The sequence below is a fragment of the Aeromicrobium sp. Root495 genome (assembly GCF_001426755.1).
Lineage (GTDB): Bacteria > Actinomycetota > Actinomycetes > Propionibacteriales > Nocardioidaceae > Aeromicrobium.
This window is the reverse complement of sequence record NZ_LMFJ01000002.1, coordinates 233,498-260,336: the sequence shown is the minus strand read 5'-3', so window position 1 is coordinate 260,336 and position 26,839 is coordinate 233,498. Positions and strand designations below refer to the sequence as shown.

25 protein-coding genes and 1 tRNA gene are annotated in these 26,839 nt (G+C 70.5%); 18 read left to right on the top strand and 8 right to left on the bottom strand.

Annotated elements, in window-relative coordinates; genetic code table 11:
* Positions 1-22: 22 nt before the first annotated feature.
* The gene (locus tag ASD11_RS15320) at positions 23-1,279 is read left to right on the top strand and encodes an NADH:flavin oxidoreductase/NADH oxidase family protein (protein ID WP_056289533.1); all 1,257 of its coding nucleotides are present in this window, start codon (positions 23-25) and stop codon (positions 1,277-1,279) included.
* Positions 1,276-1,848: a TetR/AcrR family transcriptional regulator gene (locus ASD11_RS15315; protein WP_056289532.1), complete on the top strand. Its 573-nt coding sequence runs from the start codon at positions 1,276-1,278 to the stop codon at positions 1,846-1,848. Before ASD11_RS15320 ends, ASD11_RS15315 begins: the two co-directional genes overlap by 4 nt.
* A gap of 58 nt (positions 1,849-1,906) precedes the next feature.
* On the opposite strand, the gene ASD11_RS15310 is transcribed toward ASD11_RS15315, so the two are convergent.
* Both ASD11_RS15310 and ASD11_RS15305 read right to left on the bottom strand, forming a co-directional pair.
* Complete coding sequence (locus tag ASD11_RS15310) at positions 1,907-2,743, bottom strand: DUF5926 family protein (protein ID WP_056289531.1); 837 nt, start codon at positions 2,741-2,743, stop codon at positions 1,907-1,909.
* 31 nt (positions 2,744-2,774) lie between these two features.
* The gene (locus ASD11_RS15305) at positions 2,775-3,971 is read right to left on the bottom strand and encodes an arginine deiminase (RefSeq protein ID WP_056289530.1); all 1,197 of its coding nucleotides are present in this window, start codon (positions 3,969-3,971) and stop codon (positions 2,775-2,777) included.
* Positions 3,972-4,058: 87 nt separating this feature from the next.
* On the opposite strand from ASD11_RS15305, the gene ASD11_RS15300 reads away from it, so the two are divergent.
* The 9 genes from ASD11_RS15300 to ASD11_RS15265 all read left to right on the top strand — a co-directional run bounded on the left by ASD11_RS15300 (position 4,059) and on the right by ASD11_RS15265 (position 11,426).
* Entirely contained in the window at positions 4,059-4,769 is a 711-nt protein-coding gene (locus ASD11_RS15300; protein ID WP_056289529.1) for an HAD family hydrolase, read from the top strand.
* A complete protein-coding gene (locus ASD11_RS15295) occupies positions 4,766-7,267 on the top strand; it encodes a glycoside hydrolase family 65 protein (protein WP_235503374.1) in 2,502 nt (833 codons plus the stop codon). Before ASD11_RS15300 ends, ASD11_RS15295 begins: the two co-directional genes overlap by 4 nt.
* 93 nt (positions 7,268-7,360) lie before the next feature.
* Positions 7,361-7,939 (top strand): hypothetical protein, encoded by a 579-nt coding sequence (locus tag ASD11_RS15290; RefSeq protein ID WP_156464837.1) that lies wholly within the window; start codon positions 7,361-7,363, stop codon positions 7,937-7,939.
* Between the two features lie 91 nt (positions 7,940-8,030).
* Positions 8,031-8,453 carry a hypothetical protein gene (locus tag ASD11_RS15285; RefSeq protein ID WP_156464836.1) on the top strand — a complete coding sequence of 141 codons (423 nt, stop codon included), beginning with the start codon at positions 8,031-8,033 and terminating at the stop codon, positions 8,451-8,453.
* Positions 8,450-9,529 carry an adenosine deaminase gene (locus ASD11_RS15280; protein WP_082554492.1) on the top strand — a complete coding sequence of 360 codons (1,080 nt, stop codon included), beginning with the start codon at positions 8,450-8,452 and terminating at the stop codon, positions 9,527-9,529. Before ASD11_RS15285 ends, ASD11_RS15280 begins: the two co-directional genes overlap by 4 nt.
* Positions 9,529-9,615, top strand: a tRNA-Ser gene (locus ASD11_RS15275). The genes ASD11_RS15280 and ASD11_RS15275 overlap by 1 nt, the downstream gene beginning before the upstream one ends.
* Positions 9,616-9,754: 139 nt before the next feature.
* Positions 9,755-10,936 carry a hypothetical protein gene (locus ASD11_RS15270; RefSeq protein WP_156464835.1) on the top strand — a complete coding sequence of 394 codons (1,182 nt, stop codon included), beginning with the start codon at positions 9,755-9,757 and terminating at the stop codon, positions 10,934-10,936.
* A gap of 104 nt (positions 10,937-11,040) precedes the next feature.
* Positions 11,041-11,196 carry a GPGG-motif small membrane protein gene (locus tag ASD11_RS18555; RefSeq protein ID WP_200940192.1) on the top strand — a complete coding sequence of 52 codons (156 nt, stop codon included), beginning with the start codon at positions 11,041-11,043 and terminating at the stop codon, positions 11,194-11,196.
* 2 nt (positions 11,197-11,198) lie between these two features.
* Positions 11,199-11,426, top strand: coding sequence for an ANTAR domain-containing protein (locus tag ASD11_RS15265; RefSeq protein ID WP_056289519.1), 228 nt, complete (start codon positions 11,199-11,201; stop codon positions 11,424-11,426).
* Positions 11,427-11,491: 65 nt separating this feature from the next.
* Here ASD11_RS15265 and rfbA read toward each other — a convergent pair whose 3' ends face one another.
* Positions 11,492-12,355, bottom strand: a complete 864-nt coding sequence (gene rfbA / locus ASD11_RS15260; protein ID WP_056289516.1) for a glucose-1-phosphate thymidylyltransferase RfbA — start codon at positions 12,353-12,355, stop codon at positions 11,492-11,494.
* A 59-nt stretch (positions 12,356-12,414) separates the two neighbouring features.
* Here rfbA and rfbB point away from each other — a divergent pair, with 59 nt between their 5' ends.
* A complete protein-coding gene (gene rfbB / locus ASD11_RS15255) occupies positions 12,415-13,413 on the top strand; it encodes a dTDP-glucose 4,6-dehydratase (RefSeq protein WP_056289515.1) in 999 nt (332 codons plus the stop codon).
* Between the two features lie 63 nt (positions 13,414-13,476).
* Here rfbB and ASD11_RS15250 read toward each other — a convergent pair whose 3' ends face one another.
* Genes ASD11_RS15250 through ASD11_RS15240 form a run of 3 tightly spaced genes read right to left on the bottom strand, consistent with a single transcriptional unit; the run spans position 13,477 to position 15,493 of the window.
* The gene (locus ASD11_RS15250) at positions 13,477-14,775 is read right to left on the bottom strand and encodes an SGNH/GDSL hydrolase family protein (protein ID WP_056289513.1); all 1,299 of its coding nucleotides are present in this window, start codon (positions 14,773-14,775) and stop codon (positions 13,477-13,479) included.
* On the bottom strand, positions 14,772-14,999 hold the full coding sequence (locus ASD11_RS15245; protein ID WP_162246506.1) for a hypothetical protein: 228 nt from the start codon (positions 14,997-14,999) through the stop codon (positions 14,772-14,774). The genes ASD11_RS15250 and ASD11_RS15245 overlap by 4 nt, the downstream gene beginning before the upstream one ends.
* A 56-nt stretch (positions 15,000-15,055) precedes the next feature.
* Complete coding sequence (locus ASD11_RS15240) at positions 15,056-15,493, bottom strand: EamA family transporter (RefSeq protein WP_056289507.1); 438 nt, start codon at positions 15,491-15,493, stop codon at positions 15,056-15,058.
* 111 nt (positions 15,494-15,604) lie between these two features.
* On the opposite strand from ASD11_RS15240, the gene ASD11_RS15235 reads away from it, so the two are divergent.
* Together ASD11_RS15235 and ASD11_RS15230 are read left to right on the top strand one after the other, a co-directional pair.
* Positions 15,605-16,390 carry an MBL fold metallo-hydrolase gene (locus ASD11_RS15235; RefSeq protein ID WP_056289504.1) on the top strand — a complete coding sequence of 262 codons (786 nt, stop codon included), beginning with the start codon at positions 15,605-15,607 and terminating at the stop codon, positions 16,388-16,390.
* The gene (locus ASD11_RS15230; RefSeq protein ID WP_056289502.1) at positions 16,390-16,674 is read left to right on the top strand and encodes a Dabb family protein; all 285 of its coding nucleotides are present in this window, start codon (positions 16,390-16,392) and stop codon (positions 16,672-16,674) included. The genes ASD11_RS15235 and ASD11_RS15230 overlap by 1 nt, the downstream gene beginning before the upstream one ends.
* Before the next feature lie 12 nt (positions 16,675-16,686).
* Here ASD11_RS15230 and ASD11_RS15225 read toward each other — a convergent pair whose 3' ends face one another.
* Positions 16,687-18,513 (bottom strand): glycosyltransferase, encoded by a 1,827-nt coding sequence (locus tag ASD11_RS15225; protein ID WP_082554491.1) that lies wholly within the window; start codon positions 18,511-18,513, stop codon positions 16,687-16,689.
* A 34-nt stretch (positions 18,514-18,547) separates the two neighbouring features.
* Here ASD11_RS15225 and ASD11_RS15220 point away from each other — a divergent pair, with 34 nt between their 5' ends.
* The 3 genes from ASD11_RS15220 (at position 18,548) to ASD11_RS15210 (ending at position 22,618) form a co-directional block, all read left to right on the top strand.
* The gene (locus tag ASD11_RS15220; protein WP_056289497.1) at positions 18,548-20,302 is read left to right on the top strand and encodes a glycosyltransferase; all 1,755 of its coding nucleotides are present in this window, start codon (positions 18,548-18,550) and stop codon (positions 20,300-20,302) included.
* Between the two features lie 166 nt (positions 20,303-20,468).
* Positions 20,469-22,310, top strand: coding sequence for a phosphoenolpyruvate carboxykinase (GTP) (locus ASD11_RS15215; protein ID WP_056289496.1), 1,842 nt, complete (start codon positions 20,469-20,471; stop codon positions 22,308-22,310).
* Positions 22,307-22,618, top strand: a complete 312-nt coding sequence (locus tag ASD11_RS15210; RefSeq protein WP_056289494.1) for an ArsR/SmtB family transcription factor — start codon at positions 22,307-22,309, stop codon at positions 22,616-22,618. The genes ASD11_RS15215 and ASD11_RS15210 overlap by 4 nt, the downstream gene beginning before the upstream one ends.
* Before the next feature lie 84 nt (positions 22,619-22,702).
* On the opposite strand, the gene ASD11_RS15205 is transcribed toward ASD11_RS15210, so the two are convergent.
* Positions 22,703-23,869 carry a nucleotide sugar dehydrogenase gene (locus ASD11_RS15205; RefSeq protein WP_056289493.1) on the bottom strand — a complete coding sequence of 389 codons (1,167 nt, stop codon included), beginning with the start codon at positions 23,867-23,869 and terminating at the stop codon, positions 22,703-22,705.
* Positions 23,870-23,989: 120 nt separating this feature from the next.
* On the opposite strand from ASD11_RS15205, the gene ppc reads away from it, so the two are divergent.
* Positions 23,990-26,824, top strand: coding sequence for a phosphoenolpyruvate carboxylase (ppc, locus tag ASD11_RS15200; RefSeq protein WP_082554489.1), 2,835 nt, complete (start codon positions 23,990-23,992; stop codon positions 26,822-26,824).
* Positions 26,825-26,839 lie beyond the last annotated feature (15 nt).

Sequence of the window (26,839 nt, the reverse complement as noted above, 5' to 3'; positions counted from 1 at the left end):
AGACCTGCATAAGAGTAACGGCATGACCCTCACGACCGACCTCGACGTCCTGGCGTCGCCCTTCACGCTCCGCAACGGCACGGTGCTGCCCAACCGGATGGCCAAGGCGGCGTTGAGCGAGTGCCTCTCCGGCCCTGACTTCTCGCCCGGCGACGAGATCAAGACGCTCTACGGGCGGTGGGCCGGGAGCGGACAGGGCCTCACGGTCACGGGCAACGTCATGGTCGACCGCCGTCACATCGGCGAGCCCGGCAATGTCGTCGTCGAGGACGAGCGGCACCTCGCCGACCTCGAGGAGTGGGCTTCGATCGTCAAGGCGCAGGGCTCGGTGGCGCTCGTGCAGATCAACCACCCCGGCCGTCAGACACCACGCACCCTGACCCGTCAACCGGTCGCACCGTCGGCCCTCGCCGTGCCCGGGACGGCCAAGTCGTTCGCCCGCCCCCGGGCCCTCCCCGAGGCGGAGATCGTGGAGATCATCAAGCGCTTCGCCACCACCGCGCGCATCGTGACGCGGGCCGGTTTCGACGGTGTCCAGATCCACGGGGCCCACGGCTACCTCGTGAGCCAGTTCCTCTCTCCGCTCGCCAACGTGCGGACCGACGCGTGGGGCGGGACGCCCGAGAAGCGTCGACGATTCGTGCTCGAGGTCGTTCGTGCCATGCGCGCCGAGATCGGCGACAAGGTGCTGTCCATCAAGCTCAACTCCGCCGACTTCCAGCGCGGTGGCTTCGGCGAGGACGAGTCGCTCGAGGTCGTGCACGCGCTCGCCGACGAGGGGATCGACCTGCTCGAGGTGTCGGGCGGTACCTATGCCTCGGCCGCGATGCTCGGCGTCCGCAGTGACGACGGCCGCGAGGTCAAGGAGAGCACCCGCCAGCGCGAGGCCTACTTCCTCGAGTACGCCGAGAGGGTCCGTGCCGAGCGCCCCGATCTTCCGCTCATGCTCACCGGCGGGTTCCGCACGGCGTCGGTCATGGCGGAGGCCGTCGCAAGCGGAGCGATCGACGTCGTCGGTCTCGGCCGTCCGCTCACCCTGGAGCCCGACGTGCCCGGTGACCTGCTGACCGGTGCCGCTGACCATGCCGAGGTGACAGTGCACCGCAGCGGCATCCGCATGATCGACAGCGTGACCGAGCTGACGTACTACACGGTCCAGATGTGGCGCATGGGTGCCGGCAAGGAGCCAAGGCCCAAGCGGCACCCCGCGATCAACGTGGGCCACTACATGCTCAAGCACGGTGTCGACGCAGTGCGGCTGCCGTCGCGGGGCAAGTGAGCCGCGCGGGGAGCGCGACCCGTGCGCGCGTCGTGCAGAGCGCCAAGGAGCGGATGCGTCGTCACGGCGTGGCCGCCACCTCGATGCTCGACTCCATCGCTGACGCCGGGGCGTCGCGCGGCTCGCTCTACCACTACTTCCCGGGCGGCAAGAGCCAGCTGATCGAGGAGGCCACGACGACGGCGGTCGACGAGTACACCGCCGCGTTCGCGGCCGCCGAGGGGCTCGACGCGGAGCAGACCCTGCCGCTCGTGCTGCTGTTCTGGAGCGACGTCATCGAGGGCTCGGGCTTCGAGGCCGGCTGTCCTGTCGTCGCAGCGGCTCTCGGCGGAGCCGACGTCGCGTCGGCCCGCGAGATCGCCGGCGCGGCCTTCGCGAGCTGGACCTCGATCCTCGAGGGAGTGCTCGAGCGGTCAGGCGTCCCGGCCGCGCGTGTGCCGGGCATGGCCACGATGGCGCTCGCGGCGATCGAGGGCGCCGTGGTGCTGGGTCTGGCCCAGCACTCGACCGAGCCGATGGAGCAGGTCGTCGCCGAGCTGCGCGAGCTGGTCCGCTCCGCTGCCGGCTGAGCTCGTCGAAGTCTTCGACGAGCTCAGGCAACGGGAGTGGGCGGGGCCGGGCGCCGACCTAGCGGATCGTGACCTGACGGCTTGAGAGCTCGCGACGGGCCCGACGCTCCTCGCTCGTGAGTTCGGCGTCGACGGCCAGAGCATCGGCCAGGCGCCTCTCGAACGCCTTGGCCGGTGCGGCGAGCGCGTCGGCGTCGACCTCGACGTCCCACACGGGGACGAGCCGGCCGTGGGCTCGGAAGGAGCCGATGAGCTCGGTGCCCTCGCCGAGCAGCTCGTCGCCGGCGGCCTGGAGGCGGGAGAACGCGTCGAGCAGCTTCTCCTCGTCCTGCGACATGACCCAGCGCAGGTAGCTGTGGGTGCCCATGTCGGTGCGGTACGCGGACTCGACGCCCTCGACCCGCACCGTGGGGGCCACGGACTCGTTGGCCATCTGCAGCGCCTCCTGGGCGGCGGCCGACGTGTCGGTCTCGGTGAGCCAGAAGTCGAAGCCCTCGTGCACCGTGACGTCGAAGCCGGCCTTGGGGTCGAGCAGGTCCTGCAGACGCGGGCCGACGCCGGGGTCGGTCATGACGACGGGGTTGCCGGGCTCCAGCTCACGCGCGAGCTCGACCACGTGGGCGAGGTCGCGGCTGATGTCGCCGAAGTTGTGGATGACCTGCAGACCGACCCAGATCTCGCCGTCGGGACGCTTGAGGCCCGCGCCGGTGCCGGGCAGGAGCGAGATGATGCGGAGCGGCGTGCCGTCGCTGAGGGTCGTGGCGGCGGTGGCCGACGGCACGAACTCGCGCAGCGCGATCCAGTCGCCCTCCGACGGCAGCCCCTCGAAGGTGCGTGCGACGTACGGCATCTTGGCGGCCTTGACCTGGCCCTTGCGGCGCGACTTCTTACCCATGGCCGTCACCCTAGAGGGCGACCCGCGCAGGTCAGGGGGCGGCGGGCTCGTCACGCAGCACGGGACAGCTCATGCACCGGGGTCCGCCACGTCCTGAGCCCAGCTCCGAGCCGGCGATGGCCACCACCTCGATGCCGTGCTCGGCGAGGCGCGCGTTGGTCTGCTCGTTGCGCTCGTAGGCCACGGCGAGGCGGGCGTCGATGGCCAGGGTGTTGTTGCCGTCGTCCCACTGCTCGCGCTCGGCGGTGACCGGGTCGAGGCCGGTGTCGATCTGGTGCAGCTCGTCGATGCCCATGGCGTCGGCGGCGGCACGGAAGAACGACTGCTGCTCACCGATGACCAGCTGCTCTGAGCCGGCGTCCCACGTGACGCCGATCCCGCGGAGGTCTGCGGCCATGTTGGGGTAGATGACCACGGTGTCGACGTCGACCATCGTGACGATGGTGTCGAGGTGCATGGTGGCGCGCTCCTGCGCGATGGGCACCGCGATGACGGTCTGCGCGAGCCCGCGCGAGAGCACCTGGGTGGCGAACCGCTCGAAGCCGGCGGGGGTGGTGCGCTCGCCCACGCCCACGGCCATGACGCCGGGGGCGAGCAGCAGGACGTCGCCGCCCTCGAGGTGCTCCAGGTGCGGCCCGTGCAGCACCTCGGTGCCGGCGAACCGCGGATGGTGCTCGTAGATCAGGCCGGTCAGCTGCGTCTCGCGCACGCGGGCCGGCATGGCGAGGCTCGTGACCGCGACGCAGCCCGGCAGCCACACGGAGGAGTCGCGCGTGAAGAGCAGGTTGGGCAGCGGGTCGATGAGGAAGTCCTCGGGCTGCAGGAGGCTCGTGACGATGCTGCGGAAGCTGGTCTCGTCGTTGCGCAGGCCGCCGGTGACCACGGCGGCGAGGGCGTCGGGGTCGAGGTCGGCGAGCGCCGACCTCAGGTACTGCGTCAGGCCATCGCCCAGGTGCCGCGCCGCGGTGGTGCTCTCGATGATCTGGGCCCGCGCCTCGGGCGACTCGAGCGTCTCGGTGAGGAGCCCGACGAGGTAGAGCACCTCGACGTCGTGGCTGCGCAGCGCGTCGGCGAACGCGTCGTGCTCGTCCTGCGCCCGACCCACCCACGGGATGCCGTCGAACAGCAGCGAGTCGTTGTTGCGCGGCGTCAGCCGGGCCAGCTCCGGCCCCGGTCGGTGCAGCATGACGGTGCGCAGACGGCCGACCTCGCTCGAAGCTCCAGACATGCCCTCACCCTAGGCGCGGGGAAGGCCTCGACGGTCCATCTCACCCGCGTTCACCTACGGGATACATCGTCGCCGTAGGCTCGTGCCGTGAACTGGGACGACTACGACGCAGCGCTCTTCGACCTCGACGGTGTCATCACCCCGACGGCGGAGGTGCACATGCGCGCCTGGAGCCAGATGTTCAACGACTTCCTCACCGCCCGGGGGGTCAGCGAGCCGTACACCGACGACGACTACTTCACGTACGTCGACGGCAAGCCGCGCTACGACGGCGTGCGTTCCTTCCTCGCCTCGCGCGACATCGAGCTGCCCGACGGCGACCCGTCCGACGGTCCCGAGGGGGAGACGGTGTCGGGCCTCGGCAACCGCAAGAACGTCGACTTCGAGGAGATCCTCGACCGCGACGGCGTGCAGCCCTACCCGGGATCGCTCGCCCTCGTGAAGGAGCTCGTGGAGCGTGGCACCAAGGTGGCCGTGGTCTCCAGCTCGCGCAACGCGCCCAAGGTCCTCGAGGCCGCCGGCATGATCGACTACTTCCCCGTCATCGTCGACGGAGCCGTTGCGGGTGCCCGCCAGCTGGCCGGCAAGCCCGCCCCCGACACCTTCCTGTTCGCGGCCCAGCAGCTCGACGTCGAGATCTCGCGTGCCGTCGTGCTGGAGGACGCCGTGAGCGGCGTGGCCGCCGGGCACGCGGGTCGCTTCGGTCTCGTGATCGGCGTGAACCGTGGCGTCGGCGCAGACCGTCTCACCGAGGCCGGTGCCGACGTCGTCGTCGACGACCTCGAGGAGCTGCGGTGAACGACATCACCCTCGGCCCCTCGCACAACGCACCGCCGGCGCGCGACTTCCTGGACCGCACGCGCTTCCCCGTCGACCCGTGGAAGCTGAGCGAGGTCCGCTACGAGGCCGACGACCTCGGCACCACGGAGACGCTCTTCTCGGTCGGCAACGGCTACCTGGGCCTGCGCGGCAACGTCGAGGAGGGCCGCGACTCCCACACGCACGGCACCTTCATCAACGGCTTCCACGAGACCTGGCCCATCCAGCACGCCGAGGAGGCCTTCGGGTTCGCCCGTGTCGGCCAGACCATCGTCAACGTGCCCGACGCCAAGGTCATCCGCCTCTACGTCGACGACGAGCCGCTGCTGCTCAACGTGGCCGACCTCCTCGAGTACGACCGCACCCTCGACTTCAAGACCGGCGTGCTCTCGCGCACCGTCCTGTGGCGCACGCCCTCGGGCAAGCAGGTCCGCATCCGCAGCAGCCGCATGGTCTCGTTCGCGCAGCGGCACCTCGCCGTCATGACGTTCGAGGTCACCGTGCTCGACGCGCACGCGCCGGTCGCCATCTCCTCGCAGGTGCTCAACCGCCAGGACGGCGAGGACGAGTACCACGTGGGCCGGCCCAAGGCCGGTGCCGCCGACCCGCGCAAGGCCGAGAAGCTGGCGCGCCGCGTGCTCATCCCGCAGGCGCACGACCCCGAGCCGGTCGACGGCAGGCTCGCCCTGGCCTACAAGTGCGCCGAGAGCGGCATGACGCTCGGCGTGATGACCGACCACACGCTCGAGACCGAGAACTCGTTCACGCAGCGCGTCGTCACGAGCGACGACCTCGCCAAGATCATCTACCGCGTCGACGCCCAGCCCGGCCAGACCATCACGCTCACCAAGACCGTGGCCTACCACACCTCGCGCGGCGTCCCCGGTCGTGAGCTGCTCGACCGCTGCCGCCGCACGCTCGACCGCGTGCAGAGCGAGGGCATCGAGAAGCAGTACGAGGACCAGTGCGAGTGGCTCGACGCCTTCTGGGAGCGCGCCGACGTCGAGATCCCGGGGCACCGGGCCATCCAGCAGGCCGTGCGGTGGAACCTGTTCGCGCTCATGCAGGCGGCGGCGCGCGCCGAGGGCCAGGGCATCCCGGCCAAGGGCGTCACCGGCTCGGGATACGGGGGTCACTACTTCTGGGACACCGAGGTCTACGTCATGCCGTTCCTGACGTACACCACGCCGCACTTCGCGCGGAACGCGCTGCGGTTCCGTCACTCGCTGCTCGACGCCGCGCGCACGCGCGCCGACCAGCTGGCGCAGAAGGGCGCGCTCTTCCCGTGGCGCACGATCAACGGCGAGGAGGCGTCGGCCTACTACGCGGCCGGCACCGCGCAGTACCACATCGACGCCGACATCTCCTACGCGCTGAGCCAGTACGTGGGGGCCACCGGCGACGTCGACTTCCTCAACCGCGAGGCCGTCGACATCTTCGTCGAGACAGCCCGGCTCTGGGCCGACCTCGGCTTCTGGCGCACCGAGGAGGGCGGCACGTTCCACATCCACGGCGTGACCGGCCCCGACGAGTACACGACGGTCGTGAACGACAACCTGTACACGAACGTCATGGCGCGCTTCAACCTGCGCCGGGCGGCCGAGGCGGTCCGCACCGTGCAGCACGCCGACCCCGAGGCGTACTCGCTCCTCGTGAAGCGTGTGGGCCTGGAGGACGGTGAGGTCGATGAGTGGTTCCGCTGCGCGGAGGGGATGAGCATCCCGTTCGACGACCACCTCGGCATCCACCCCCAGGACATGCACTTCCTGGAGCGCGAGATGTGGGACCTCGACAACACCCCGCTCTCCAAGCGGCCGCTGCTCCTGAACTACCACCCGCTCGTGATCTACCGGTTCCAGGTGCTCAAGCAGGCCGACGTCGTGCTCGCGCTGTTCCTGCAGGGCGAGGACTTCACGCCCGAGCAGAAGCGCGCCGACTTCGAGTACTACGACCCGATCACCACGGGCGACTCCACGCTGTCGGCGGTCGTGCAGTCGATCATCGCGGCCGAGGTCGGCTACCACGACCTGGCCTACCGGTACTTCCTCGCATCGCTCTTCGTCGACCTCGCGGACCGGCACTCCAACACCTCCGACGGTGTGCACGTGGCGTCGACGGGCGGCGTGTGGAGCGCGTTGGCCTCGGGGTTCGGCGGCTTCCGCGACCTCGGCGGCGGCCAGTGGACCCTCGACCCGCGCCTCCCCGACGACTGGGAGGAGCTGATCTTCCGGCTCACCCTGCGCGGCACCCGTGTGCGCGTCGTCGTCCGCACCTCGGAGCTGGAGCTCACGATCGAGGACGGCGAAGGGCGCCTGGCGTTCGACGTCCGCGGCGAGGAGGTCGTGGTGTCCCCGGGCTCCCCGGTCACCGTCGCCCTCAAGGACCAGGGCCCGCGCATCAAGGGCGAGCCCAAGAGCCCCATCGGCACCAAGCGCGCCGACGGCACCGTCATCTCCGCCATCGTCCCCGGCGCCTGACCCCGACCAGCCGTTCCAGGCTCCTTGGACGGACGGGTGGTCGAATGGTCGAATCGAGTACGCCTGCCCGGTGATCGCTATAGCCTCTTCGGCATGCGCCTCAAGCTCGTCTCACCACCGGTTCTGGCATCTCTCCTCATCTCGGTCGCTCTGAGTGGCCCGGCCGCAGCCGCAAGTCACACCTGGTCGGACAAGTCCGGCGAGACGGCCCACGGTGCTATGGACATCGGTCAGGTCAAGGTCAGCAACGACAAGGCTGGGGTCGTGGTCGACTTCCGGATTCCCGAAGCGTCTGAGGGCGTGTATCCCTACGGAACCTTCAGGGTGAGCCTGGACACGAGCACGAAGCACGCGGGTGCCGAATACACCTGGGCAGGCGGCCTGCCCGGGGACAGCGGCTTCTCGAAGTACAACGGCGACGCAAGGTGGCGCTGGGAGGGTTCGTGCTACAAGTCGACGCGCGAGTACCTCGACCTGGACGGCGGTGTCTTCCGCGTGAGGTTCGTCCCGAAGGTGGGCTGTCTCTACAAGCCCAAGCGGGTCCGTGTCTATGTGAAGACGGTCAGCGCCGGACTGTGGGACAACGTCGGTGGTGTCTTCACGCAGTGGCCGGACGAGGGCGACTTCTTTGAGCAGAAGGGCGTCTATTCGCCGTGGGTCGGCTACAGCTGATCGAAGGAGGACAGCACCGGCTCCTGGCAGGACTCGGGGACCTGAAGCGGTGCAGATGGGTCCGTCGTGGGGGCGCGCTAGGCTTTCGGACGTGTTGATCGTGAAGTACCAGCTGGCCTCCGGCGCGTCCGGTGAGGACGTCGTCGTCACGGGCGACAAGTGGGTCTTCGGCCGTCCCGACGGCGACGAGTCCCCGCACGTCTCGGTCGACGACCGACGCGTGAGCCGAGGAGCGCTCGTGATCCGCGACAGCGGCCCGGGCCCCGTGGTCTTCCGCGGCCAGCGGGGCGAGGCGGCCCGCGTGGGCCTGGTGTCCACCGACGGCAGCACCGCCTGGCTCACCGAGGGAACGGCCGGACACTTCACGGCCACCGCCCGCCGCGTCGAGATGTATCTCGGCGACGAGCACGTCGTGACCATCGAGGTCGACTTCGCCGAGCGCGGCTCCGTCGTGGAGCGCCAGCAGCAGCTCGACGAGGTCTCGGCCTCCCAGGCGGAGTCGCAGGAGGCGTGAGCCTCTCGGCGCAGGACCTGCCCAAGGCCGAGCTCCACGTCCACCACGTCGGGTCGGCCTCCGTGGAGACCGTCACCAAGCTCGCCCAGCGGCACGAGGGAAGCACCGACGTCCCGGCCGACCCCGAGGCGCTCGCCCGGTTCTTCGAGTTCACCGACTTCGGCCACTTCATCGACGTCTACCTCTCCGTCGTCGACCTGCTCCGCACCCCCGAGGACCTCTGGACCCTCACGCACGACGTGGGCCGCGACCTCGCGGCGCAGAACGTCCGCTACGCCGAGCTCACCCTCACCCCGTACACGTCCATGGCCGTGGGCATCTCCGCCGAGGCCTACGTGGAGGCCGTCGAGGACGCCCGCCGCCGGGTCGAGGCCGACACCGGCATCACGCTGCGCTGGTGCTTCGACATCCCCGGCGAGTCCGGACTGCCCGCGGCCGACTCGACGCTCGACGTCGCCCTGCGCCTCCGCCCGGAAGGTCTCGTGAGCTTCGGTCTCGGCGGCCCCGAGGTCGGCGTCCCGCGCCCGCAGTTCAAGCCGCACTTCGACGCCGCGCGGGCCGCGGGCCTCCACAGCGTCCCCCACGCGGGTGAGTCGACCGGCCCCCAGACCATCTGGGACGCCATCCACCACCTCGGTGCCGAGCGCATCGGGCACGGCATCGCGGCCGTGCACGACCCCGAGCTCATGGCCCACCTCGCCGCCGAGCGCATCCCGCTCGAGGTGTGCCCCACGTCGAACGTCCGCACCCGCTCGGTCCCCTCGCTCGAGGAGCACCCGCTGCCCACGCTCGTGGCTGCCGGCGTGCCCGTCACCATCAACTCCGACGACCCGCCCATGTTCGGCACCACCCTCAACACCGAGTACGACGTGGCGCGCGACCTCCTCGACCTCGACGACCCGGGCCTGGTCGAGCTGGCCCGTAGCGCGGTGGAGTTCTCGTTCGCCCCCACGGACGTCAAGATCGCCATCAACGCCGAGCTCGACGCCCTGCTCGCTCCCCGAGCGCCCCGCTCGCTCTCGAAGGGCCGATTCGGCCCGGCCGACCCCTCCCCGCTATCCTGTTCCGGGTACTAGGAGATGTCGCATAGTGGCCTAGTGCGCCCGCCTGCTAAGCGGGTTGAGGTTTAAACCTCTCGCGAGTTCAAATCTCGCCATCTCCGCCGCCCGACGGCCCGGAACCTCCTGGTTCCGGGCCGTCGTCATGCTGGGGCCAGGGACGATGCGCCCTTGCCCGGTGCCGAGGGGCTGCGTAGGGCAGCATTCGGACTGGACGTCGTAGAGGAGGGCAGGAGCGTGACCGTGTCGCACCGCGTGATGAAGAACGGCCTCCGGCTCGCTGCCGCGCTGCTCCTGGTCGTCGCGGTGCCTGCCGCAGCGGGAGCCGAGGACGAGGTGCTGGCACCGCACCTGCCCACGGAGGTCAACGCGCCCGGCACCTGGTCCGGCGAGGAGGGCCTGGACGGCCCCCTCGCAGCCATCGGCCTCGCGGAGCGCTCCCGCACCGACGGCCTCACCGGACGAAGGCAGTCACGGGAGATGTTCGGCGTCTCGGCCGACGACGGTCGCTCGCAGTGGCTCGACCTCCCCGGTGTGGACGAGGACACCCGGCCGCTGGCCCGGCGTTTCGCTCTCTCGCCCGACGGGCGATGGATCGGCTGGAGCCGCATCGCGGACGCGCGGGCCGCTGTGGGACGGGCCGCCCTGGAGGGCTGGTCGGTGATGGACACGGTGACCGGCCAGGTCCGACGTCTGCGGCCGCCCACCCAGGCGCCGACGGCGGAGAACAAGTCCCACCTGGCCTTCTCGGGCGACTCGCGGCACCTCGTGGCCCGCTACGACACGGCCTCCCGGACCGGGGCCGTCGCCCACGAGCTCACGGCGTGGGACGTCAGGACGGGTGCGTCCACCGTCCTGGAGAGCACCCGGACGAGCGTGCCGCGTCTGGGCTCGGCACCGAGCGGCGTGGTCTGGATCCGCGGAGGCACCGTCCACCGCCAGGACCCCGGCGCGGGGGAGAAGCAGTCCTTCGCGTTGCCGGGCAGCGTGCGCGACGCGTCCTGGGCCCCGGACGACAAGGCGTTCGCCTATCTCTCCGCCTCCACGGCGGACGGACCTCCGCAGCTCCGCGCCGGCAGGACGATCGGCAAGGCCCGTGGACGGGCGGTCCCACTCGACGTCGAGCCCGGTCGGCTGGCCGGTTGGCGCGACGACGACGAGGTGGTCGTCGGCCACGCCGAGGATCGTGTGGAGGAGGTGGACGTCGTCACCAAGAAGGTCCGAGGCATCGACCTCGCCGGCCAGGTGTCTCCCCTCGAGCGGCCGATCCTCGCCCGTGGCCTGTGGGAGGAGCCGCTGAAGGCCCCGGTGGTCCCTGGCGGAACCGACGATCCCCGGTTCGTCCTCTACGGGATCGCCGGAGGGCTGGTCGCCCTGCTGGCCCTCGGCGGAGCGTTCAGCAGGCGACGACCCCGCTCGTCCTGAGCCGTTCGAACGCCCTGTGCATCAACTCTGCCTAAGTTGTGCATAAGTTCCACATGCGCTCGGGGCCGTTCGGTGGGACGCTCGCACCAACGAAAGGAAACATCATGGGATTCATCCTTTGGCTCATTGCAGTCGTACTCGTCGTCTACGGGGTTGTCACCCTCATCCAGGGCAGCGTCCTTCTCGGCATCATCCTGATCATCGTCGGCCTCGCCGTCGGCCCCGGCGGTTGGAGCATCTTCAACCGACGCAAGGTCTGAGCATGATCGAGCCCGAGCCCGCCGTGGAGCAGATCCGCGGAGGCGTGCACGCACGTCGAAGCATCGGCATCGCCATGGGCATGCTGATGGAGAGGCACGGCCTGGACCAGGCCGATGCGTTCTCCTTCCTGTTCCAGACGGCTCGCGAGCAGGACCGACGCGTCTCCGCCGTCGCTGATGACGTCATCAGCGGCCGCGACGTCGCGACGGTCACGGAGCTCGCCGGCTGAGGCTCGGACGCTCGTTGCCCCGTCCATCCGCGAGGGTGGGCGGGGCGCTGTGTCTTCCTGGCGGTCTACTCCTCGAGCAGGCCGAGCAGGTACGCCCCGTAGCCGCTCTTCACGAGAGGCTCAGCACGGACGCGGAGCTCGTCGTCGGTGAGGAAGCCGAGTCGCCAGGCGATCTCCTCGGGGCACGAGATCTTGAGTCCCTGGCGCTTCTCGACCGTGCGGATGTAGTTGGACGCGTCGTTGAGGTCGTCGAACGTCCCGGTGTCGAGCCAGGCGGTGCCGCGCGGCAGCACCTCGACGTTGAGCTCACCCGCGTCGAGGTACATCTGGGCGAGGTCGAGGATCTCCAGCTCGCCACGCGCCGACGGCTTCAGCTCCTTGGCCAGGGACGTGACGCGGTTGTCGAAGAAGTAGAGCCCGGTGACGGCGTAGTGGCTCTTGGGGTGCTCGGGCTTCTCCTCGAGCGAGATGGCGCGCCGGTTCTCGTCGAACTCGACGACGCCGTACGAGCGGACGTCGGCCACGCGGTACGCGAAGATGCCGCCGCCGTCGATGTCGTGGAAGCGCTGGAGGCTCGTGCCGATGGTGGAGCCGTAGAAGATGTTGTCGCCCAGGACGAGGGAGACGCGGTCGTTGCCGATGTGCTCCTCGCCGATGATGAAGGCCTGGGCCAGGCCGTCGGGTGACGGCTGCTGCGCGAACGTGATGTTGATGCCGAACTGCGACCCGTCGCCGAGCAGGCGCTCGAAGCTGGCCGCCTCGTGCGGCGTGGTGATCACGAGGATGTCCTGGATGCCGGCACCCATGAGCGTCGAGAGCGGGTAGTAGATCATCGGCTTGTCGTACACGGGGACGAGCTGCTTGCTGACGCCCTGCGTGACCGGGTGGAGACGAGAACCGGTGCCGCCGGCCAGGATGATGCCCTTCATGGGAGCGAGCCTAGGCCCGGAGCCGGACGCGCGGTCAAGGGACCGCTAATCTCGTGCCCATGCCCAACGTGCTCGTGACGGGTGGGGCGGGCTTCATCGGCTCGAACTTCGTCCACTACCTGGTCCAGAACACCGACGCGACGGTGACGGTCCTCGACAAGCTGACCTACGCCGGGTCCAGGGCCTCGCTCGAGGGCCTGCCGGCCGACCGGGTCGAGCTCGTCGTGGGAGACATCGCCGACGCCGACCTGGTGGACCGTCTCGTGCCGCAGCACGACTCGGTGGTGCACTACGCCGCGGAGTCGCACAACGACAACTCCCTGCACGACCCGAGCCCCTTCCTGCACACCAACATCATCGGGACGTTCGCGCTCCTGGAGGCCGTGCGCAAGCACGACGTGCGCTACCACCACATCTCCACGGACGAGGTCTACGGCGACCTCGAGCTCGACGACCCCGAGCGGTTCACCGAGTCCACGCCCTACAACCCGTCGAGCCCGTACTCCTCCACCAAGGCCGGGTCCGACCTGCTGGTGCGCGCCTGGGTGCGGTCCTTCGGCGTCCGAGCCACCATCAGCAACTGCTCCAACAACTACGGTCCTCGCCAGCACGTCGAGAAGTTCATCCCCCGCCAGATCACCAACGTGATCGACGGGGTGCGCCCCCGGCTCTACGGGGCCGGCCTCAACGTCCGCGACTGGATCCACGCCGACGACCACAGCTCTGCCGTCCTGCGGATCCTCGAGCGGGGTGAGATGGGGGAGACGTACCTCATCGGCGCCGACGGCGAGAAGGACAACAAGAGCGTCGTCGAGCTGATCCTCCAGCTCATGGGACAGCCCGCCGACGCGTACGACCACGTGACGGACCGTGCCGGGCACGACCTGCGGTACGCGATCGACTCCACCAAGCTGCGGACCGAGCTGGGCTGGTCGCCCACCTACGGCTCCTTCGAGGACGGCCTCGCCGCCACCATCGACTGGTACCGCGGGCACGAGGACTGGTGGCGCGCCCAGAAGGCCGAGACCGAGGCCAAGTACGCCCAGCTCGGCCACTGAGCCCGAGGACCTCGCCCGGCCGCTCCTGTCCGAGGCCCACGCTCGCGGCAGCAGATCGACGCGTCAGGGCTCCCGCGGCCCTGTGGTCATGGGACGCAGGGCTGCCACGACCTTGCGCTGGTAGTACGCCACGCCGGCCGCGCTCGGGTGGATCCAGTCCCGGCCGATGTACGTGTCCTGGTTGCCGTCCCCCCGCGGGCCGTCGACGTAGCCGGTCCCGGTGAGCCAGTTCTCGCGGTAGGGCTCCACGACGCCACGGACCTGGGGACGGTCGCGCATCGCGCACCGCAGGTTCCGCTCGAGCAGGAGGAGCGGCCGGAGGGACACGTCCGGTGCGCCGCCGTAGGAGACAGGCTCCACGCCGACCAGCACGATGGGGAGGTCGGGTCGGGCCCTCCGGACGGCGTCCAGGAAGTCGTCCACGGCCGCGCGCTGCTGCTCGGCGCCGAAGGGGGGTGCGTCGTTGATCGAGCCGTTCACGAGCAGGGCATCGATGGGGGCGTCGACCACCTGGGCCAGCCGCTTGCTCGACCCGTAGGGGGTGGCGTAATGACCGGGCAGGCCGAAGCTGCCGGTCAGGCCCGGCCCCGTCCCGTCGTTGAGGTAGCCCGTGCCGCCCTGCGCCAGGCTCCGGACCCGGAAACCGGTCTGGGTCGCCAGCTCCACGGGCGCGGCCGAGGAGCGCCAGCCGTCGCCGATGGTGGACTCGTAGTAGGAGTCGCCGACGACGCCGATCGTGAACCGGTCGGGAGCCTCGCTCAGGCGCACCGGGTCGCGGCGATCGTGCTCCACGCCGGTGAAGACGGCGGGCCCTGCGAAGCGGACCGTGACGGTGCGCGGCGACGCGAGGCGGACCGTCAGCCAGCGGAACGAGCCGGTGGGCGTGGTGTCGATGGTCTCGAAGGGACGGTCGGCCACCGGTCGGCCGTCGATCCACACCATGGCGTCGGTCGCCTGGACAGCGAGGTAGCGCACGGCGAAGACCTGGCCGGTCATCCGGAACTCGACGTCGGCGTTCTTGAAGAGCGCGTTCCCGGTGACGTACTCCGCGCCGATGTCGGGGCGGGGCTCGTTGGCCGTGGCCGTCGCGTTGAGGGTGCCGAACGGCTGCGGGTCGACGGAGTGGGTGAAGACCGGGGCGTCCCATCGGGTGAGCACGTCGCGCTCGGGGCCCCAGCCGGGTGCGGTGTCGCTCACGGAGGCCGAGACGTCCGGTGCCGGGGAGGTGGCGTAGGGCGTCATGAGGGACGCGAAGGTGGGCCCGCCGGTGCGGTCCGGGACCGTGCGACAGAGAAGAGGCGCGTCGGCCGGAGCGAGCAGCAGGAGTGCCAGGACGCCGAGGGCCGCGAGAGCGACCTTCACGAGGCGCGCTGGGAGCTCACGTGCTGGACCCGCGGGTGGGCTCGGTGCAGCAGCGCGCTGAGCATCTCGCCCCTGGACTCCTCGTGCTGCACCCGAAGGACGGTGACGTTCCCGGGCTCCTCGGACCACTCGGCCGTGAACCGGTCGATGTGCGGCACGAGGACCGCCGAGACCCGGGAGGAGGCCGAGCTGTCAGTGGGCATCGAGAAGATGGAGACCATCACCCTTCAAATGATGCCACCGCTGTGTGAACGAACGCACCACTTCCGGCCTCCATCGTTCATCCCAGCGCCAGGACGACGGCGCCGGTGCCCACGAGCACCACGCCGAACCACTGCATCGGCGCGAGGCGCTCGCTGAGGAAGACCACGCCGAAGACGGCGACCAGCACGACGCTCAGCTTGTCGATGGGCGCCACCACCGCGGCGGGGCCGGCCTTGAGGGCACGGAAGTAGCAGATCCACGAGGCGCCGGTGGCGAGGCCGGAGAGCACCAGGAACACCCAGGTCTTGGTGGAGAGCGGGCCGGGTGAGTGCAGCTTGCCCATCGTGAGCAGGATCAGGCCGAGCGTCACGAGGATGACGACGGTGCGGATGAAGGTGGCCACGTCGGAGTCGACGCCCTCCACGCCCACCTTGGCGAAGATGGCCGTGAGCGCGGCGAAGACCGCGGACAACGCCGCCCAGAAGACGTACGGGGGGACGCTGCTGGAGTCCATGACCTCAGTCTCACCCCCGAGTCCCCGCTGAGTGTGACGTTTGAGGGGCGGATCGCCGCGAATCCGCCCCGAAACGTCACACTCAGCGGGGCAGTAGGACAGGATGCGGGCATGCGAGTCGAGCACCTGAACTGCGCCATCATGCGCTCACCCTTCGTCGGGCCCCTGCCCGCGCACGCCCTGCTGATCCACACCGACGAGGGCCTCGTCCTCGTGGACACCGGGTACGGCACGGCGGACTACGCCGACCCCAAGCGTCGGCTCGGTCCCGTCCGGGCGCTGCTGCGACCCGAGAAGGACGAGCGCCACACGGCGCTGCGTCAGCTCGAGGCCGCCGGGTACTCCGCCGCCGACGTCACCCACGTGGTGCTGACCCACCTCGACCTCGACCACGCCGGCGGGCTCTCCGACTTCCCTGCTGCCACGGTCCACACGACGGCGGCCGAGCACCAGGCCGCCCTCGTGGCGCCTGACTTCCAGGACAAGAACCGGTACCGCCGTCAGCAGTTCGAGCACGGGCCGACCTTCTTCCTGCACGATGGTCCCGGCGACGGCTGGGCGCACGGGCTCACCGGCCACGAGGTCGTGCCCGGGGTGACCCTCGTGCCCATGCCGGGTCACTCCAAGGGTCACGCCGCGGTCGCGGTCGAGGCCGACGGTCGCGGGCTCCTGCTCCACGCCGGCGACGCGCTGTTCGACGGCACGAGCGCCGCCATCCCCGGGGTCGACAAGAAGCCGTTCCTGCGCGCGTTCGAGCAGGTCGTCGGGGACGACCGGGCCAAGGTCAAGCAGAACCATGCCACGCTCGCCCGACTCACGGGTGAGGGCGTCATGGTCATCCCGGCCCACGACCAGCAGGTCTGGGAGTCGGTCGCGCCCTTCGTGCTGGGCGCCTGATGGCGTACCGGCACGTGGTGCTCTTCCGCATCCGTGACGGGGTGCCGGAGGAGACCGTGGCGGAGGCTGAGCGCAGGCTCGCGGCGCTCGGGACGCTGCCCGGGATCCTCGAGTGGATGATCAGGCGCTCCGACGACACCCGCAAGGGCACGATCCTCGTCGAGAACGCGCTCTTCGCAGACCGCTCCGACATCGACGCCTTCCGGGTCCACCCCCAGCACCAGGAGTCCTCGGAGCTGCTCCGCGAGATCGCCGACTGGTGGATCGGCGACTACGAGGAGTGAGGGGCCTCGAGCTCAGCGGGTGCCGTAGACCGTGAGCTGCTCGTGGGGGAGGGGCTCGCGGGCCTCCACGCCGAGGGACCCGGTCGCGGTGAGGACGACGTGCACCACGACCTGGTCCGAGCGAAGACGCAGGGGGAGCTCGGCGAGGAGCGAGGCCGAGGGACGCTCCTCGAAGGACTCGACAGAACCCGGCCGGACGTTCGTCGACGCTGCCGCAGCAGGGCCGGCGCGCAGGGTGAGCGCGGCGCCGTCGAGGACGACGTGGTCGACCGGTCCGACGGCTGAGGGCTCGCGGTCGCGCTCGAGTCGGAAGGGTGCGCCGCCGACGGTCCAGCCGGTCTCGCCCACGGGCTGCACCGCGGCCGCGGACCCGCCGGCATCCACGTTCTCGACGACTGCGGTCCGCGTCCGGCCCGCGTGGGTGACCTCGAGCTCGAGTCGCAGGGCTGCGCCGTCTGCGTCGAGCTCCGAGACAGGGACGGTCACGACCCACACCGCCTCGTCGTTGCAGGCACGGGTGGCGCGCAGGCGGTCGCCGGGCTTCTCGTCCGAACGGGCGACGGTCAGCTCGGTGAGCCGCTGCTCGCCGCGGACGAGCCACGCGCGGGAGGAGAGGTCGGGGGACTCGACGTGGCGCAGGTAGCCCCACACGTGCACGTCGACCGAGTCGGGACCGACGACGGCGCGCAGGGCCGTGGCGTCGAGCGGGGTCTGCCGCTGGGACAGGACGAGTGGCTCACCCTCGGGGTGCGTCCGGGTCGGCACCGTGATGGTGGGCTCGCCGTCCACCACGCCGCCGTCGTGGGTGGCGACGACGAGACCCTCGCCGTCGAGGAAGGCCCGGGCCCCGGCGACGTCACCGGCCACGAGCCAGGTGTAGGCCGCACGCATCTCCGCCGGGCACTCCAGGGCGAGCTCGCCGGGCTCCGTCTCGGCCAGGAGCGCGGCGACACCGCGCCCGAGCGCAGCGGCGAAGGCGTCTTCGGCACCGCGGGCGACGGCGCGGACGTAGTGGGGGACGTCGTTGCTGAGCACCTGTCGGGCGCGCTCCCGGCGCGCGGGCACGGGCAGGACCTCGAGGCTGCGCAGGACGGCACCGAGGAAGGCCTCGATCGTGGCGGCGCTGAACTCACGGGTGATGGACTGCTCGCGCACGCGCCACAGGTAGGTGAGGACAGGCACGACGTCGACGCCTCCGGCCTCGATGGCGGCGGCGTGGGTCTGCGTGGTCACCTCTTGGTCCTCGTAGAGCACGCCGACCGGGAAGGAGAAGCCGCCCTCGTCCCAGAAGGAGCGGCGGTAGACCTTGGACCACGCGGTGGCATGGACGAGGAGCTGGGGGTAGGTGGTGATGTCGACGGCCACGCGGGGGGTGGCGTAGAGGTCGGCGATCCACGCAGGCTGCGCCGTGCGTCCCGATGCGTGCAGGCGCGTGTAGGGGAGGACCGCGAAGGCCGCTCCGCTCGTGCGCAACGAGGTGACGGCGAGCGCGTAGCCGGGTCCGCGGACCTCGTCGTCGGAGTCGACGAAGGTGAGGAACTCGCCCGTGGCGGCCGCGACTCCGGCGTTGCGGGCCGCGCCGAGACCGGCGTTCTCCTGCTGCACGATGACGATGCGCGGGTCCTTCTTGGCGTGCCGCTGGGCGATGCGCAGGCTGCCGTCGGGAGAGCCGTCGTCGACCACGACGATCTCGACGTCGTCGAGCCCTTGGCGCCGCAGGCTCACGAGGCAGCGCTCGAGGTAGTCCTCCACGGCGTACACGGGCACCACGATGCTCAACGCCGGGCGGCCCTCGCGGGGAGCCGATCTGCGTCGTGACGACCAGCGCACAGGCGACACCTCTCATCCTCGGGCCGGACCTATGATGCCAGCCATGACGGTGTCCGTGTTCCCCTCCGAGGCCCGCTACCTCTCCGTCATCGGGAACATCCGGCCGGAGGCCGGCGGACAGACGCGCCTGACGCTCCTGCGCCACCGGCTCTTCCTGCAGCACACGGGGATCGACCTCCCGCTCGTCACCTACAACCCGGTGCCCAGCTACGACGCCGTCCGCGCGACGCTCCTGGCCGACGGGCGCCTCCTGCCGCAGAGCCGGCTGCTCAACCTGCACGAGGAGCTGCGGGTGATCGACACCGGAGTCGGCACCCGCCGCCTGCCCCGCGTGGGCGACTCCTCCGTCGACGACGTGGCGGACGGCTACGCCTGGCGTCGGCGCTGGTACGCCGGCGACATCGAGGTGGCGTGGGACTACCTCCGCCCCGACGGCAGCAGGTACGCCCGCACCGCGCCCGACGACCCCATCGGTCTCACCTACCTGATCGATCGGGACGAGAACGTCGTCGAGCGCTGGGACGGCCTCGGCGGTCTGTGGCGCTGGTGGACCGAGCAGCTGGCTGGCGACGCGGAGCGGGTGTTCCTCCTGAGCGACAGCAGGTTCGTGGCGCAGGAGCTGTGCCAGCTGGACGAGCGGTTCCTCGTGATGCACCAGATGCACAACCCTCATCTCTCGGCGGGATCGAGGAGCTGGCACTCCGGGGTGAGCGCGACGTACCGCCCGTCCATGGACTCGATCGGCCGCTACGGCGGGCTCATGAGCCTGACCGAGCGCCAGCGCGAGGACGTGGCCCGGCGCTACGGCCGCACGAGCAACCTCTACGTCGTGCCCAACCCGGTCGAGACGCCTCCCGTCCCCGACACCCCACCGCAGCGTGTGACGGGCCGGATCGTCATGACGGCGCGGCTCGAGCAGCAGAAGCGCCTCGACCGGGCGCTCTCGGCCTTCGCCCTCGTGCAGACCCAGGTGCCCGGGGCGACGCTCGAGATCTATGGCGACGGCCCCCAGCTGGCGGAGCTGAAGGCCCTCGCCACCGACCTCGAGGTGGCGGACGCCGTCACGTTCCACGGCTTCGAACCCGCCGCGCGCGACGCCTGGTGGACCGCCGACCTCGGCTGGCTCACGAGCGACTTCGAGGGCTACCCGCTCTCGACGCTCGAGGGGATGGCCCGCGGCTGCCCCGTCGTCGCGGTGGACGTGAAGTACGGGCCGCGCGAGCAGGTCGACGAGACCAACGGCGTGCTCGTCCCTGCCGGGGACGTCGAGGCAGTCGCCGCCGAGACCGTCGCGCTCCTCCACGACCGCGACCGGCTGGAGCGGCTCCGTGAGGGTGCCCGCGCGACGGCTCTCGCCCACGGTCACGACCGCTTCCTCGGCGACTGGGCCCGCGCCGTCGCCGACGCCGCCGAGCGAGCGGATCGCCGCGTCCGGATCGGCGACGTCCGGGTGGAGGGGGTCCACGTGCGGGGAAGCGTCGTGACCCTCGACGGCACGGTCCAGCTCGACGCCTCGCGTGCGCCGCGTCCCGGCGACGGACCCAGCCTCCGCTGGCAGGCCTGGAGCCCCGACCGCGACGAGCTCGTGGACCTCCCGCTCGAGGTGTCGGCGCAGGGTGAGGACCTCTACCGGGTCACGGGATCGGTCGACCTCGCCGAGGTCCTCCCGGGGGCCCGGCAGCCCCGCGTGAGGCTCGAGGTGACGTGGGAGAACAGCGCCCACCACGTGCGCATCGCCGACCTCGACCTCGCACCGGGCTGGCGCCGCCTCGCGAGGCGCCTCACCAAGATGTCCTGACATTTCAGCAAATTTGTTGTGTGCCAAGCCAAATAGAGCGGCTCGTGTGAGGCATGTCTCGTCCCGGACCCGATCGTTCACCCGGGCCATGAAACATTCTTCAACTCGTGTAGCGTGCCCAAAAATCGGCGTGAGGCGCGCCGACAACGAGAGGAACACCCAGACCATGGCAGATGTGCAGGCAGCGCTCGACCAGGCCGGACTCACCAACCCGCACGTGCGCGAGTACGTGCAGTACTACGCCGACCTGACGGGAGCCGAGCGGATCGAGGTGGTCAACGCCTCGGACGACGCTCGACTGGTCCAGGAAGCGCTCGACGCCGGGGAGCTCCTCCCCGCAGGCGAGGGTCGTTACTACTCCCGCAGCTACCACAAGGACACCGCCCGCTCCGAGGAGCGGACGATCGTCGCCACGAGCAACCCCGACGACGCCGGCGCGTACAACAACTGGCGCCCCGCCTCGGAGATGAAGCCCCTCCTCGAGGGCAAGATGCGCGGCGCTTCCGCCGGCAAGACCATGTACGTCGTGCCGTACCTCATGGCACCGCGGAACTCGCCGCTGGAGAAGTTCGCTGCCGGCGTCGAGCTCACCGACACCCGCACCGTCGTGCTGCACATGATCCGCATGGCACGCGTGGGCGTCGACTACATCAACGAGCTCAAGGACCCCAACAGCTTCGTGCGCGCCGTCCACGTGACCGGCGACCTGGAGAACCTGGGTCACGGCACCCCCGACGACGCTCGCTACTTCGTGACCGTCGCCGACGAGCGCACCATCCTGCACTTCGGCTCCTCCTACGGCGGAAACGCCCTGCTCGGCAAGATCGCGCACGGCCTGCGCCAGGCCGCGTACGACGGCTGGGCCTCCGGTGAGTTCCTGTCGGAGCAGTTCATGCTGCTCGGCATCACCGACAAGGAGACCGGCAAGCGCTACCACGTCGCGGGTGGCTTCCCGTCGGCGTCGGGCAAGACCAACCTCGCCATGACGCTGGCCCCCGACGCCCTGGGCGACCGGTACCACGTCGAGTTCTACGGCGACGACATCGCGTGGCTGTGGGCCAACCCCGACGACGGACGCATCTACGCGTTCAACCCCGAGAACGGCGTCTTCGGCGTGGCCAAGGACACCAACGAGGCCACCAACCCCACCGCGCTGCACTCCATCGACTCGGGCTCGGGCGCCATCTTCACCAACATCGCCTACAACCCCAAGACGCAGGAGGTGTGGTGGGAGGGCAAGACCAAGGAGAAGCCCGCCGATCTCGACGGCTGGGAGGACTGGAAGGGCGACGTCATCGCCGACCGCGCCCCCGAGGACGCCGACGCCCCGTGGGCGCACCCCAACAGCCGGTTCACCACGAGCCTGGCCCAGGTGCCCAACGTGGCCGACAACTACGACGACCCGGCGGGCGTCCCCGTCGACGCGATCATCTTCGGTGGCCGTACGCGTGACCGCGAGCCGCTCGTCCGGGCCATCAACGACCTGGCCGAGGGCGTCTACGACGGCCTGACGCTCGGCGCCGAGGCCACGTTCGCGGCCGAGGGCGTGGAGGGTCAGCTGCGCTACGACCCCATGTCGATGCGTCCGTTCATGAGCTACCCCGAGGGCCACTACGCCGCTCACTGGCTCAAGATCATCGGTGCCGCCACGGACCAGCCCATCTTCGCCCACGTCAACTGGTTCCAGCGCGGCGACGACGGTCGCTTCCTGTGGCCCGGCTACCGCGAGAACCTGCGTCCGCTCCTGTGGCTCGTCCAGTACAAGAACGGTGAGGTCGAGGGTGTCGAGACGCCCGTCGGCGTCCTGCCCAAGAAGTCCGAGCTCAACCTCGACGGGCTCGACATCGACGAGGACGACCTCAACACGATCCTGTCGATCGACAACAACCGGTGGCGCCAGGAGATGAGCTTCCGCGAGAAGCACCTCGCCGGGTTCGACAACGTCCCGGAGGCCATCTGGGAGGCCCACCGTCGCGTCGCGGCAGCTCTGGACGCTGCCGGCGAGTGACCTCCGGCCAGCCGCTGAACCAGGCCAAGGCCGAGCTGTTCCGCACGCTCGGGCACCCGGTGCGCATCCGGGTGCTCGAGCTGCTGCAGGACGGGCCCAAGCCCGTCCGGGAGATCCTCGCCGACCTCGCCATCGAGTCCTCGAGCCTCTCCCAGCAGCTGGCCGTCCTGCGTCGCGCCGGACTGGTGACGTCGAGCCGTGAGGGCACGGCCGTGGTCTACACGCTGGGCACGCCCGACGTCGTGAACCTGCTGCACTCCAGTCGCCGCATCCTGGCCGCGGCCCAGGACGTCCGCGCCGCCGGCTAGCAAGCACCACCACACGTTGTGCGGCCCCATGCACCGTCTCTCCTTCGAGAACGGTGCATGGGGCCGCACTTCTCGTAGGACGGGTCAGTCGCGGCCGTAGATGTCGCGGGTGTAGACCTTGTCGGCCACGTCGGCGAGCACGTCGGTCCGACGGTTCGCGATGATCACGTCGGAGCGGCTCTTGAAGTCGTCGAGGTCGTTGACGACGTCGGAGTTGAAGAAGGTCGACTCCTCCAGCACGGGCTCGTGGACGATGACCTCGACGCCCTTGGCCTTGAGCCGCTTCATGACGCCCTGGATGGAGGAGGCGCGGAAGTTGTCCGACCCCGACTTCATGACGAGCCGGTAGATGCCGACGGTCTGGGGCGAGCGGCGCAGGATGTCGGCCGCGATGAAGTCCTTGCGCGTCGTGTTGGAGTCGACGATGGCGCTGATCAGGTTCTGCGGGACGTCCTGGTAGTTGGCCTGCAGCTGCTTGGTGTCCTTGGGCAGGCAGTAGCCGCCGTAGCCGAACGACGGGTTGTTGTAGTGCGAGCCGATGCGCGGGTCCAGGCCGACGCCCTCGATGACCTGGCGGCTGTCGAGGCCGTGGGAGGCAGCGTAGGTGTCGAGCTCGTTGAAGTACGCCACGCGCAGGGCGAGGTAGGTGTTGGCGAAGAGCTTGATGGCCTCGGCCTCGGTGGACCCGGTGAAGAGGACCGGGACGTCGTCGTCGAGCGCGGCCTCGCTGAGGAGTGCGGCGAACTGGTGGCCCGCGGGGGTGTCGGAGCCGACGACGATGCGCGAGGGGTGCAGGTTGTCGTAGAGCGCGCGGCCCTCGCGGAGGAACTCCGGCGAGAAGATGATCGTGGCCTCGGGGTGCTCGGCCTGCAGCCCGGCGGTGAAGCCCACCGGGACGGTTGACTTCACGACGATGGTGGCCGACGTGTTGACCGCGAGGACGTCGCGGACGACCGACTCGACGGACGACGTGTTGAAGTAGTTGGACTTCACGTCGTAGTCGGTGGGCGTGGCGATGACGACCACCTGGGCGTCGCTGTACGCGGCGGCCTTGTCGAGCGTGGCGGTGAGGTCGAGCTCGTGGTTCGCGAGGTAGTCCTCGAGCTCGGTGTCCTCGATGGGGGAGTGGCGCTGGTTGACCAGCGCGACCTTGTCGGCGTCGATGTCGACCGCCACGACGGTGTGGTGCTGGGCGAGCAGCACTGCGTTGGAGAGTCCGACGTACCCCGTGCCAGCGACCGCGATCCTCATGCGGGAAGCGTATCCGCGGCGGACCGCAGCGGACGACGGAACGAGGTGGCGTCGCTCACCCTGTGGGACGACGCCCCGGCGGACACGTGCGTGAAACGGTGAACCGGCAGACTGTTTGTCATGACATCCGCGTCGAAGCCTGCCCGCACGACCCAGGAGATCCTGGAGGCCGACCGGCGTGAGCCCGACGCGGCACGGTTTGCGGGCGCGGTCTCGTCCGACGAGCAGCTGACGTCGCTCCGGGCGTCGGTGCGCCAGCTCACGACGCTGTGGGGCGAGGCGCTCGAGCGACACGAGGGGCCCGAGCTCCTCGAGCTCGTCGAGCGGGTTCGCCGACTCGCCCGGCAGCCCGACGACGCCGACCTCCACGCCGTGCTCGACGCCACCGACCCCGCCACCGCCGTGGTCCTGGCGCGGGCCTTCACCGGCTACTTCCAGCTCGTGAACATCACCGAGCAGCTGCACCGCTGGCAGGAGCAGAGCGGAGGCGAGGGACCCCTCGCCGGCACCATCGGCCGCATCGCGGCCGCCCTCGACGAGGGCAGCCTCGACCGCGAGCTGCTGACGTCGGTCCTCGAGCGCGTCGAGTACCGCCCGGTCTTCACGGCCCACCCCACGGAGGCCAGCCGACGCACCGTGCTGCGGCTCCTGCGCAAGGTCGCCGAGACCGTCCAGGACCTCGAGGACCCCCGGCGGCCGGTCTCGATGGCCCCACGCGACGAACGGCGCCTGGCCGAGCTCGTGGAGCTGCTGTGGCAGACCGACGAGCTGCGGGTCGTGCGTCCCGATCCGAGCGACGAGGCCCGCACGGCCGTCTACTACCTGCGCTCCATCGCCACGGAGGTCGTGCCCGACCTGCTCGAGGAGCTGGACCGCCAGCTCGGGACCATCGGCGTGGCGATGCCCGCCACGGCGAGACCCCTGCGCTTCGGGACGTGGGCCGGCGGCGACCGCGACGGCAACCCCAACGTCACCCCTGGCGTGACGCTGGAGATCCTGAGGCTGCAGCACACGTCGGGCCTCGGTGAGCTCGTCGAGCTCGTGGAGGAGATCCTCACCGAGATGACGGCCTCGACCCGGGTGGTCGCGGCCAGCGCCGAGCTGCGGGAGAGCCTCGAGGCCGACGCCGTCGCGCTGCCCATCACGTGGGAGAGCATCCGACGGCTCAACGCCGACGAGCCCTACCGGCTCAAGCTGAGCTTCGTGCGCGTCCGGCTCCTGCGCACCCGCGACCGCCTCGTCAACGACACCCCGCACGAGCCCGGCCGCGACTACCTCGGCTTCGACGAGCTCCTGCGTGACCTCACGCTCGTGCGCGAGTCGATGCTCGCCGCGGGCGACGCGCTGACGGGGGACGGCGCCATCCTTCGCCTCATCCGCACGGCCGTCGCGTTCGGCGCCGGGCTGGCCACGATGGACGTCCGCGAGCACAGCGGCAAGCACCACGCCGCGCTGGCCGAGCTCTTCGACCGCCTCGGAGAGCTCGACGGGCCGTACGCCGACCTGGGGCGACCCGAGCGGATCGAGCTGCTGTCGCGCGAGATGGCCTCGCGGCGCCCCCTCACCGGGTCCGCCGGGAGCCAGACCTGGGGGGAGGCGGCCACCGCGTCGCTCGACCTCATGGGCACCATCCGCACGGCGCTCGACAGCTACGGTCCCGACGTCATCGAGACCTACATCGTCTCCATGACCCACGACATCGACGACCTGTTCGCCGTGGTGGTGCTGGCGCGCGAGGTGGGCCTCGTGGACCCCGGGACCGAGACGTCGGAGGCCACGGCGCGCATCGGCTTCGCCCCGCTCTTCGAGACCGTGGCCGAGCTGGAGTCCGCCGGTCCGCTCCTCGACGCCCTGCTGTCCGACCCGGCCTACCGCCGGGTCGTGAAGGCGCGGGGCGACGTGCAGGAGATCATGCTCGGCTACTCGGACTCCTCGAAGGACGCGGGCATCGCGGCGTCGCAGTGGCAGGTGCACCGGGCCCAGCGTCAGCTCCGTGACGTCGCCCGGAAGCACGGGGTGGAGCTGCGGCTCTTCCACGGCCGCGGTGGGTCCACCGGCCGCGGTGGCGGACCCACGGCCGAGGCGATCATGTCCCAGCCCTACGGGAGCCTCACCGGGGCCATCAAGATCACGGAGCAGGGCGAGGTCATCTCCGACAAGTACGCGCTGCCCGGCCTCGGTCGGCTCAACCTCGAGGCCGCCCTGGCCGCGGTGCTGGAGGCGTCGGCCCTGCACCGCACGTCGTTGCTGCCGGCTGACGTGCTCGACGGGTGGAACGCCACCATGGACCTCGTGGCCCAGCAGGGCCAGACCACCTACCGGGCCCTGGTGCGCGACGACGCGCTCGTGCCGTTCTTCGTGGCCGCCACCCCGGTCGACGAGCTGGGCAAGATGAACATCGGCTCGCGGCCCGCCAAGCGGCCCGGCGGCGCGGGGGGCCTCGACGACCTGCGGGCCATCCCCTGGGTGTTCGGCTGGACGCAGAGCCGCATCATCCTGCCCGGCTGGTACGGCGTGGGCTCGGGCCTGGCCGCCGCGTTCGAGGACGGGCGCGGCGAGACCCTGCAGGAGATGTACGGCTCGTGGGCGTTCTTCCGCACCTTCCTCTCCAACGTCCAGATGACGCTCAGCAAGACCGACCTCAGCATCGCCGCGGAGTACGTGGGCGCCCTCGTGCCGAAGGAGGCGTCGGGACTGTTCGACCAGATCCGAGCCGAGCACGAGCGCACGGTGGAGCAGGTGCTGAGGGTGACGGGTGAGGACGAGCTGCTCGGATCGGCTCCGGTGCTGCGCCGGACGCTCGAGCTGCGCGACCGCTACCTCGCCCCTCTGCACGCGCTGCAGGTCTCGCTGCTGCGTCGGGCACGAGCCGTGGAGGAGCCGGACCCCGACCTGGAGCGAGCGCTCCTGCTCACGATCAACGGCATCGCCGCGGGACTGCGCAACACCGGCTGACCTGACGACCGCCGG

Excerpts from the sequence above, each read along its gene's own strand:
- ASD11_RS18555 (WP_200940192.1), top strand. The coding sequence starts at position 11,041 with ATGGGATTCATCCTTTGGCTCATTGCAGTCGTACTCGTCGTCTACGGG.
- rfbB (WP_056289515.1), top strand. The coding sequence starts at position 12,415 with ATGCCCAACGTGCTCGTGACGGGTGGGGCGGGCTTCATCGGCTCGAAC.
- ASD11_RS15240 (WP_056289507.1), bottom strand. The coding sequence starts at position 15,493 with ATGGACTCCAGCAGCGTCCCCCCGTACGTCTTCTGGGCGGCGTTGTCC.
- ppc (WP_082554489.1), top strand. The coding sequence starts at position 23,990 with ATGACATCCGCGTCGAAGCCTGCCCGCACGACCCAGGAGATCCTGGAG.
- ASD11_RS15290 (WP_156464837.1), top strand. The coding sequence starts at position 7,361 with ATGCGCCTCAAGCTCGTCTCACCACCGGTTCTGGCATCTCTCCTCATC.
- ASD11_RS15220 (WP_056289497.1), top strand. The coding sequence starts at position 18,548 with ATGACGGTGTCCGTGTTCCCCTCCGAGGCCCGCTACCTCTCCGTCATC.
- ASD11_RS15265 (WP_056289519.1), top strand. The coding sequence starts at position 11,199 with ATGATCGAGCCCGAGCCCGCCGTGGAGCAGATCCGCGGAGGCGTGCAC.
- ASD11_RS15305 (WP_056289530.1), bottom strand. The coding sequence starts at position 3,971 with ATGTCTGGAGCTTCGAGCGAGGTCGGCCGTCTGCGCACCGTCATGCTG.
- ASD11_RS15215 (WP_056289496.1), top strand. The coding sequence starts at position 20,469 with ATGGCAGATGTGCAGGCAGCGCTCGACCAGGCCGGACTCACCAACCCG.
- rfbA (WP_056289516.1), bottom strand. The coding sequence starts at position 12,355 with ATGAAGGGCATCATCCTGGCCGGCGGCACCGGTTCTCGTCTCCACCCG.
- ASD11_RS15205 (WP_056289493.1), bottom strand. The coding sequence starts at position 23,869 with ATGAGGATCGCGGTCGCTGGCACGGGGTACGTCGGACTCTCCAACGCA.
- ASD11_RS15320 (WP_056289533.1), top strand. The coding sequence starts at position 23 with ATGACCCTCACGACCGACCTCGACGTCCTGGCGTCGCCCTTCACGCTC.
- ASD11_RS15235 (WP_056289504.1), top strand. The coding sequence starts at position 15,605 with ATGCGAGTCGAGCACCTGAACTGCGCCATCATGCGCTCACCCTTCGTC.
- ASD11_RS15230 (WP_056289502.1), top strand. The coding sequence starts at position 16,390 with ATGGCGTACCGGCACGTGGTGCTCTTCCGCATCCGTGACGGGGTGCCG.
- ASD11_RS15310 (WP_056289531.1), bottom strand. The coding sequence starts at position 2,743 with ATGGGTAAGAAGTCGCGCCGCAAGGGCCAGGTCAAGGCCGCCAAGATG.